The 8,238-nt window shown below is 68.4% G+C and carries 6 protein-coding genes; 4 read left to right on the plus strand and 2 right to left on the minus strand.

Annotation, left to right across the window (positions count from 1 at the left end):
* Nucleotides 1–118: 118 nt before the first annotated feature.
* The gene (locus A5775_RS17710) at nucleotides 119–1,543 is read right to left on the minus strand and encodes an NAD(P)/FAD-dependent oxidoreductase (RefSeq protein ID WP_067255241.1); all 1,425 of its coding nucleotides are present in this window, start codon (nucleotides 1,541–1,543) and stop codon (nucleotides 119–121) included.
* On the minus strand, nucleotides 1,540–3,339 hold the full coding sequence (locus tag A5775_RS17715; RefSeq protein ID WP_067255243.1) for a DUF3556 domain-containing protein: 1,800 nt from the start codon (nucleotides 3,337–3,339) through the stop codon (nucleotides 1,540–1,542). Before A5775_RS17715 ends, A5775_RS17710 begins: the two co-directional genes overlap by 4 nt.
* A 278-nt stretch (nucleotides 3,340–3,617) precedes the next feature.
* On the opposite strand from A5775_RS17715, the gene A5775_RS17720 reads away from it, so the two are divergent.
* The 4 genes from A5775_RS17720 to A5775_RS17735 all read left to right on the plus strand — a co-directional run.
* Nucleotides 3,618–4,358, plus strand: a complete 741-nt coding sequence (locus A5775_RS17720) for a lysophospholipid acyltransferase family protein (RefSeq protein ID WP_231995207.1) — start codon at nucleotides 3,618–3,620, stop codon at nucleotides 4,356–4,358.
* Between the two features lie 3 nt (nucleotides 4,359–4,361).
* Nucleotides 4,362–5,981 carry an acyl-CoA ligase FadD12 gene (gene fadD12, locus A5775_RS17725; protein WP_067255248.1) on the plus strand — a complete coding sequence of 540 codons (1,620 nt, stop codon included), beginning with the start codon at nucleotides 4,362–4,364 and terminating at the stop codon, nucleotides 5,979–5,981.
* Complete coding sequence (locus A5775_RS17730; protein ID WP_067255249.1) at nucleotides 5,981–7,252, plus strand: alpha/beta hydrolase; 1,272 nt, start codon at nucleotides 5,981–5,983, stop codon at nucleotides 7,250–7,252. Before fadD12 ends, A5775_RS17730 begins: the two co-directional genes overlap by 1 nt.
* A gap of 126 nt (nucleotides 7,253–7,378) precedes the next feature.
* Nucleotides 7,379–8,238: DUF222 domain-containing protein (locus A5775_RS17735; RefSeq protein ID WP_156660753.1), on the plus strand; the 860-nt coding region annotated here is incomplete at its 3' end.

Genomic DNA, 8,238 nt, shown 5'->3' on the forward strand with positions numbered 1-8,238 from the left:
TCCTCTGTCTTTCTTTCCTGTGTCCGCTGATTTGCGCTCTCCGCCAGCCTAGATCAGTGACGCCCACCGTTGCCGCGCTGGTACATCACCCGTGACGACGGCCACAGGCGGCCAGACGCTAGCGGCGCCGCTTGCGCAGCCGGCCCAGCGCCGCGTCGGCGGCGTGGTAACCGCACAGCCCGTGGATGCCGGCCCCCGGCGGCGTGGACTGAGAACACAGGTAGACGCCCGGCACACCGGTGGCGTACGGGTTGACCGAGACGCGCGGCCGCAGGATGACCTGCAGCCCGTCGTTGGCGCCGCCGAGGATGTCGCCGCCGATGTAGTTGGGGTTGTAGGCCTCCAGCTCGGCGGTGCTGTTGCTGACGGTGGCGACGACGCGGTCGCGGAAGCCGGGCGCGAATCGCTCGATCTGGTCGACGATGACCGCGGTGGCGTCGCCGGTGTAGCCGAACGGCACATGCGCGTAGGCCCAGATCGGGTTGATGTTGCCCGCCGAGCGCGACGGGTCGGCCAGGTATTGCTGCCCGATGAGGACGAACGGCCGCCGGGCCATTGTGCCTTGCGCGCGTTGACGTTCGGTGTCGGCGGTCTCGGCGAAGGAGCCGCCCAGGTGCACGCTGCCGGCCCGCCGGCAGTCGGGGTTCGTCCACGGGATGTGTCCCTCGATGGCGAAGTCGACCTTGAAGGCCGATGATCCCTGGCGGTAGCGCCGGTAGGAGCGTTGGATGCGGCCCGGCATGACGTCGCCGTAGATCCTCAGCGCCGCGGCGGGGCTCAAATCGAGCATGACGATGTCGGCGTCGGGGATGTCGCGGCGGTGATCGACGGTGATTCCGGTGGCGATGGCGCCACCGTGTGCTCGCAGGGCGGCGGCCAGCGCGCGGGTGATCGACCCGGAACCCCCTTCGGCGACGGGCCACCCGAAGCGGTGCCCGCTGGCCAGAAACAGCAACCCCAGGGAGGCGGTCAGCGGACGGTCCAGCCGGGTGTAGATGTGCGCGGCGGCGCCACCGAACAGCGCGCGGGCCTGCTCGGTGCGAAACCAGCGGGCCAACACGGTCGCCGGCAGCAGCGCGCGCGGCCCGAAGCCGGCGAGGCGCACCGGGTGCCGCGGAACGCGCAGCACCGGCCGAAGCAGGTCCTGCGCCAGGTCATCGAACCCGGCCGCCAGGCCGCCGATGGCACGCTTCCACCGTGCGGCGTCGGGGCCCATCCCGGCGACCGTCCGCTCGAGGGACTGGTAAAGCACGCCGGCGGTGCCGTCGTCGAGCGGATGCGCGCAGTCGATCTCCGGCCACTTCCACACCAGCCCGTAGCGCGGCAGGTCGATCTCTTTCCAGAACGGCGAACCGACTCCGAACGGGTGGGTGGCCGAGCAGACGTCGTGGATCACCCCGGGCACCGTGAGCTCGGCCGACCGCGTTCCCCCGCCGACGGTCTCGCGGGCCTCCAGCACCTGCACGTCGACACCGTGGCGGGCGAGATGGATCGCCGCGGCGAGGCCGTTGGGCCCGGCGCCGACCACCACCGCCCGGCTCATCGGGCGCTGCGCCGCGTGACCCGCGGCGATCGCAAGCGCGGCGGGTCGCCGCCGCTGGTGACGTGGACGGGGTAGTCGTCGTCGGGCGCCGGCCAGGGCTGGCGGCTCAGCATGTCGGCCACGTCGACGTAACCCGCTTCGATCAGGCCGGCCTTGGCGTCGACGATGCGGTAGGCCTGCGTTTGCCGGTGGATCGGTTGGGCTTCCAGGATGATCACCCGCACGTCACCCTCGTCGAAGTCGCAGCGCCGCTGCACCGCGGCCAGCAGCTGTTCGTTGTGCAGGTGGCCCTCGCCGAAGTTCCAGCCGATCAGCGGCCCGGCGATGATCTCGCCGTCGCGCAGTAGGTAGTCGGCCTCGTCGGCGCCCTCGGGTAGGGCGCGGGGCACCAGCCCGCCCAGCGCCCGACCGTGGGTGTGCATGGATCGCCACCCCATCAGTTTGTCGATCATGAGTTCGGCGGCCTGCGGATCGTAAAGCCTGGCAAGCTGATTGGGCGCCAGCGCCGATGCCTTGGTGATGTTCGCCTCGATCTTGTCTTCGGCGCCTTTGCGTAAGCACCAGGTGCTGGTGGCCCAGTTCCCCGCGTAGTAGCGCATCGCCGGCAAGAACGAAATCTGTTCGGGGAAGAAGTTTCCCACGATCGGCACCACCGCGAGCGCGGCGATCAGGATGACCAGCAGCAGCGGTGAGCTCAGCCCGGCGGCGGTGACACCGGCGTAGTGCCCGAACAGATAGAACAGCGAGAAGATGAAGAAGACGTTCCACTCCAACGGAACTCCCATCGGAATGGTGGACGTGATGTTGAGGTGGAACAGCAGCATGAAGGCGATCAGGAACCACGCCCACCGGTGACCGTCGGCGACGAAGACCAGCAGCAGCGGAACCAAGAATTCCGCGGTCGTTCCGCCGACGTGGGCCATGACCTTCGGAATCCACGAAGGCCGCAGGTCGTCGACCGGATCCAGGTACAACCGGCGTTTGAACCAGTTGAACGCCCGGCTGCGCAACAGCGGGCTGTTACTCATCATGACCGCCACCACGTAGGGGAAGTGGTGGTTGAGCTTGGAGGTCGCCGCGCCCCACCACAGCGCCAGCATGATGATCTTGAAGGCGGCGATCTGGTCGGTGAAACCGAAGAAGAACACCAGCAGCGTCAGCCCGTAGTGTTCGCCGCGCGCCGCCAGAAAGATGGTCTTGTCCCGCAGCCCCAGCAGCGCCAGCGCGACAATGGCCGGCGCGACCAGGATGGGGTCGATCAGGCCGACGTCACCGGCCGCGGTGACCGGCCCGCCGCGCCCCGGCGAGAGCAGCGCCCAGATGCCGGAGCCCAGCACCACGAGGTACAGCGCGACGTCGACGACGGTGCGGTTGTCGCCGCGGGTGAACGGAACCTTGTCGGGCCAGGCCGGCAGTCGAATCGTGTTGGGCCGCAACCAATACAGAAAGCCGCCGAAAGGCGGCCAGAACCGCGCGGTCAGCGGCCCCGATCCGCAGCCCAGGCCCAGGATCTCGAACAGCAACGTGAAGATGACCAGCTTCTGGTACACGATGGGCTGCGTCCACCAGTCGGCGATGTGCCCGAGCCCGCCCAGGCCCGGCGTCAGCGAGATCACCGCGGCGGCGCCGGCGACGTACCCGGCGATCTTGAACACATAGAACAGGTACACCCCGTACGGGGAGCCGAAGCCGTGCTCGACCCAGTGCCGGCTCATGATCTGGCGCCTGGTCGAACGCGGCAAGCTGAGCCACGTTTGGGGGTCGACGTCGGGAAACTCCGGACTCATGAATCCCATGGGTGGCCTCGTTCCTGTCGGAAAACCAGCTGGCCCATCGAATGTATCGGCACCGCCAGGCGGGTGTGCCGATTTCGGGTCGCGCCCCGGGCCGCACCGCTTACGCGGGCGAAAATGCCGAAACACCATGACAGCGGCGCCGCCCCGGTCGCTACCATCGAGAGACTCGACGCGGCGATCTGGTCTCGCGCGAGCGTCAAGGGAGGAACGTGACCGACAGCGAGAACCCCGAGGGCGGGGACATCGGCAAATTCGACCCCGTCTTGACCCAGCGCCTGATGGCGGTGATGCGCCCGGTCTTGAAGACCTACTTCCGGTCGGAGGTGCACGGCCTGGATTCGTTCCCGCCCGGCGGGGCGCTGGTGGTCGGTAACCACTCCGGCGGCATGTTCCCCATGGACGTCCCGATCTTCAGCGCCCACTTCTATGACAAGCTCGGCTACGACCGGCCCGTCTACACACTGAGCCACGACATCCTCATGACCGGGCCCACCGCGGACTTCTTCCGGCGCACCGGATACATCCGGGCCAACCGGGAGAACGCGGCCGTCGCGTTGCGGTCCGGCGGCGTCGTGATCGTGTTTCCCGGCGGCGATTACGACGCCTATCGGCCGACCCTGTCGGAGAACGTCATCGACTTCAACGGCCGCAAGGGCTACATCCGCACCGCCATCGACGCCGGCGTCCCGATCGTGCCCGCCGTGTCGATCGGTGGTCAGGAGACCCAGCTCTACCTGACCCGCGGCACCTGGCTGGCCGAGCGACTGGGCATCAAGCGCCTGCTGCGCAGCGCGATTCTGCCGTTGTCATTCGGCTTCCCGTTCGGCCTGAGTGCCGTCATCCCGCCCAACATCCCGCTGCCCACCAAGATCGTGACCCGGGTGCTGGAGCCGATCGACATCGCCAAGCAGTTCGGCGAGGACCCCGACATCGACCAGGTCGACGAGTACGTGCGGTCGGTAATGCAGGAGGCGCTGACCGAGCTCGCCGCCAAGCGCCGGTTCCCGATTCTCGGCTGAGCCATGCCAAATCCTCTCAGCGAGACCCTTGGTCTGATCGGCACCATGCGCCGCGCCGGGCTGATCGCGCCCATGCGCCCCGATCGCTACGTGCGGATCGCGGCGGCCATGCGCCGCGAAGGCATGGGCATGACGTCCGGATTCGCCAGCGCCGCACAGCGTTGCCCGGACCGGCCGGGCCTGATCGATGAGCGCGGCGGCCTGACCTGGCGAGAGCTCGACGAGCGGTGCAACGCGCTCGCCGCCGCGCTGCAAGGGTTGCCGTCGGGCCAGCCCAAGGTAATCGGGATCATGTGCCGCAACCACCGCGGTTTCGTCGAAGCGTTGGTAGCGGCCGACCGCATCGGCTCGGACATCCTGCTGCTCAACACGTCGTTCGCCGGGCCGGCGCTGGCCGACGTGGTGACCCGCGAGGGCGTCGACGCCGTCATCTACGACGACGAGTTCACCGCGACGGTGGACCGCGCGCTGGCCGGCACGCCCGCCGCGACCCGGATCGTGGCGTGGACGGATGCCGAGCATGAGCTGACCGTGGAGGGGCTGATCGCGGCCCGGGCCGGAGCACAGCCCAAGCGCACCGGCCGCAAGGGCAAGATGATCCTGCTCACCTCCGGCACCACCGGAACTCCCAAGGGCGCCAAGCAGTCTGGCGGCAACGCGGGAATCGGCACGCTGAAGGCGATCCTGGACCGCACGCCGTGGCGGGCCGAGGAGCCCGTCGTGATCGTGGCGCCGATGTTCCACGCCTGGGGCTTTTCGCAACTGCTGCTCGCGGCGTCGTTCGCGTGTCCGGTGATCACCCGGCGCAAGTTCGACCCCGAGGCCACGCTGGATCTGATCGACCGGCACCGGGCGACCGGCCTGGTGGTGGTGCCGGTGATGTTCGACCGGATCATGGATCTGCCCGCCGAGGTGCGGCGCCGCTACAGCGGCCGCTCCCTGCGCTTCGCCGCGGCGTCGGGTTCGCGGATGCGCCCCGACGTCGTCACGGCGTTCATGGACGCGTTTGGCGACGTCATCTACAACAACTACAACGCCACCGAGGCGGGCATGATCGCCACCGCCACCCCGGCCGACCTGCGTGCCGCGCCCGACACCGCGGGCCGACCCGCGGGCGGAACCGAAATCCGCATCCTGGACCCGGATTTCAACGAGCTGCCCGCCGGCGAGGTCGGCGGCATCTATGTCCGCAACAACACCCAATTCGACGGCTACACGTCGGGCAGCACGAAAGATTTTCACGCCGGGTTCATGGCGTCGGGCGACGTCGGGTACCTGGACTCCGCGGGACGGTTGTTCGTGGTCGGCCGCGACGACGAGATGATCGTGTCCGGTGGCGAGAACGTCTACCCGATCGAGGTGGAGAAGGCGCTGGCGGCACATCCAGACGTGGCGGAGGCGGCGGTGATCGGCGTGGACGACGAACAATACGGGCAGCGGCTGGCGGCGTTCGTGGTGCTGGAGCCGAGTGCCGGCGCCACCCCTGACGCGCTCAAGCAGCATGTGCGGGAAAACCTGGCCAACTACAAGGTGCCCCGCGAGGTCACCGTGCTGGACGAACTCCCCCGCGGCAGCACCGGCAAGATTTTGCGGGCGGACCTGCGAGCGCGGGTCGACGGCTGATGCGGCTCACCCGAGCGATCAAAAGGCCCAGGCCGCTGGCGCGCGCCGCGGTGGAATTGGCCAACGCCGCCAACGGATTACGGCCGCTGGCCCGCAAGGGTTACAGCACCGTGCTGGTGTTCTGGTTCGGCTGGCCGGCCTCCGAGGTGCCGGGCGTGTACTTCTCGGCTTCGCTGGCCGATGCGCTGCGGCGGGGGCGCCGCGGCGATTTCGCGGGACGGCGCGGTAAGGCGGCGCTGGCCCTGACAGCGGCGTCCTGGGCCATCCTGGCGGTGATCAAGTATCGCGGCGTCACCACTCCCGGACCGGTGCTGGAGGCGGGGCTGCGCGAGCAGCTCGGCGACGACTACGAAGAGGCGCTCGACAAGCTGCCGCAGACCAAGCCGACCCGCAGCGGGCGTCGCACCCTGCCGTTAGGTAACACGGTGGCGCGGCGCCGCTACGTCGAGAAGACGAACGTGGTGTCGTACGGTCCGCACGGCCGCGCCAACCTGGCCGATATCTGGCGCCGCCACGACCTGCCGCGCGACGGCAAAGCACCGGTGCTGGTGCAGGTGCCGGGCGGCGCATGGGTGATCGGAATGCGCCGGCCCCAGGCCTATCCGCTGATGAGCCACCTGGCCGCGCGCGGCTGGGTGTGCGTGTCCATCGGCTACCGGGTTTCACCTCGGCACACCTGGCCCGACCACATCGTCGACGTCAAGCGCGCGCTGGCCTGGGTCAAGGAGAACATCTCGCGCTACGGCGGGGATCCGAACTTTGTCGCGATCACCGGCGGGTCGGCCGGCGGCCATCTGTGTTCGCTGGCGGCGCTGACGCCCAACGACCCGAAGTTCCAGCCAGGCTTCGAGGATGCCGACACGTCGGTGGTGGCCGCGGTTCCGGTGTACGGGCGCTACGACTGGTTCTCCACCGAAGGCGAAGGCCGGCGCGAATTCGTGGAGTTGCTCCAAAAGTTCGTCGTCAAGCGGAAATTCGATACCCACCGCGACATCTACGTCGACGCTTCACCGATCAGGCGGCTGCGCGCCGACGCACCGCCCTTCTTCGTTCTGCACGGCCACGACGATTCCCTGATCCCGGTGGGCGAGGCGCAGGAGTTCGTCGAGGAGCTGCGCGCGGTGTCGAAGGCTCCGGTCGCCTACGCCGAATTGCCGCACGCCCAACACGCTTTCGACATCTTCAGTTCCCCGCGGGCGCATCGGTCCGCGGAGGCCGTGGCGCGGTTTTTGTCGTGGGTGTATGCGACGAAACCGCCCGAGCGCGACTAGGGTCTCGTCGCCTGACCGGCCGCGGCGCTTCCCGGTCCGGGGTGTCGCGTAATCCCTTGTGTCACTTTAGCTTCAGTGGTCACAATGCGGGGATTTTTGTCGGTGCCCGTTCGTAAGATTTGGGGTATGGGTTCGAGTAGTCGAGGCGAGATCGTCGATGTCTTCGACGCGCTCGATGCCGACCTGGACCGCTTGTGCGGGTTGTCCTTCGACGTTTTCACGACCCCGGAACGGTTGCGCGCGCTCGAGCGCATCGAACGCGTCGCGCGTCGGCTACGCGCCCCCCAGCACGCATTGATCAACCAGCTTGGCGCCCAGGCAACCACGACAGAACTGGATGGCACGTTGCGCTGCGCGTTGGCCGATCGGTTACGCATCACCAAGGCCGAGGCCGGCCGCCGGGTCGATGAAGCCGCCGATCTCGGGGAACGTCGTGCGCTGACCGGGGAGTTGTTGGCGCCCACCTTGGGGGCCACCGCGGCCGCCCAACGCCAAGGATTGATCGGCGATGCGCACGTGCGGGTGATCCGCGGGTTTTTTGCCGACCTGCCCTACGAGATCGACGCCTGCACCCGCGAGGACGCCGAGGCCGATCTGGCGCGTCAGGCCAGCAGGTTTCGCCCCGATGAGTTGGCCCAATACGCCCACCAGGTCATGGGCTGGCTCAACCCCGACGGCAAATTCAAAGACGGCGAACGTGCCCGCAAGCGCGGCATCACCATCGGGGCGCAACAATACGACGGCATGTCACCCATCAGCGGCTATTTGACTCCTGAAGCCCGCGCCACGTTCGAACCCGTGCTGGCCAAACTCGGCGCCCCCGGCGCGTGTAACCCCTACGATGAGGTTCCCCTCATCGATGAGGTTCCCGATAAGGATGCGGTGCGCCGCGACCTGCGCACCGCGGCCCAACGCAATCACGACGCCCTGCTGGCCGGGCTGCGCGCCCTGCTGGCCTCCGGCGAGTTGGGCTGCCACAACGGCCT

Origin of the sequence: Mycobacterium sp. 852002-10029_SCH5224772 (assembly GCF_001667315.1) — a bacterium.
Taxonomy (GTDB): Bacteria; Actinomycetota; Actinomycetes; order Mycobacteriales; family Mycobacteriaceae; genus Mycobacterium.

What these genes read in the sequence shown, in the direction of transcription:
- fadD12 (WP_067255248.1), top strand. Translation starts at nt 4,362, where the DNA reads ATGCCAAATCCTCTCAGCGAGACCCTTGGTCTGATCGGCACCATGCGC.
- A5775_RS17720 (WP_231995207.1), top strand. Translation starts at nt 3,618, where the DNA reads ATGGCGGTGATGCGCCCGGTCTTGAAGACCTACTTCCGGTCGGAGGTG.
- A5775_RS17730 (WP_067255249.1), top strand. Translation starts at nt 5,981, where the DNA reads ATGCGGCTCACCCGAGCGATCAAAAGGCCCAGGCCGCTGGCGCGCGCC.
- A5775_RS17710 (WP_067255241.1), bottom strand. Translation starts at nt 1,543, where the DNA reads ATGAGCCGGGCGGTGGTGGTCGGCGCCGGGCCCAACGGCCTCGCCGCG.
- A5775_RS17715 (WP_067255243.1), bottom strand. Translation starts at nt 3,339, where the DNA reads ATGGGATTCATGAGTCCGGAGTTTCCCGACGTCGACCCCCAAACGTGG.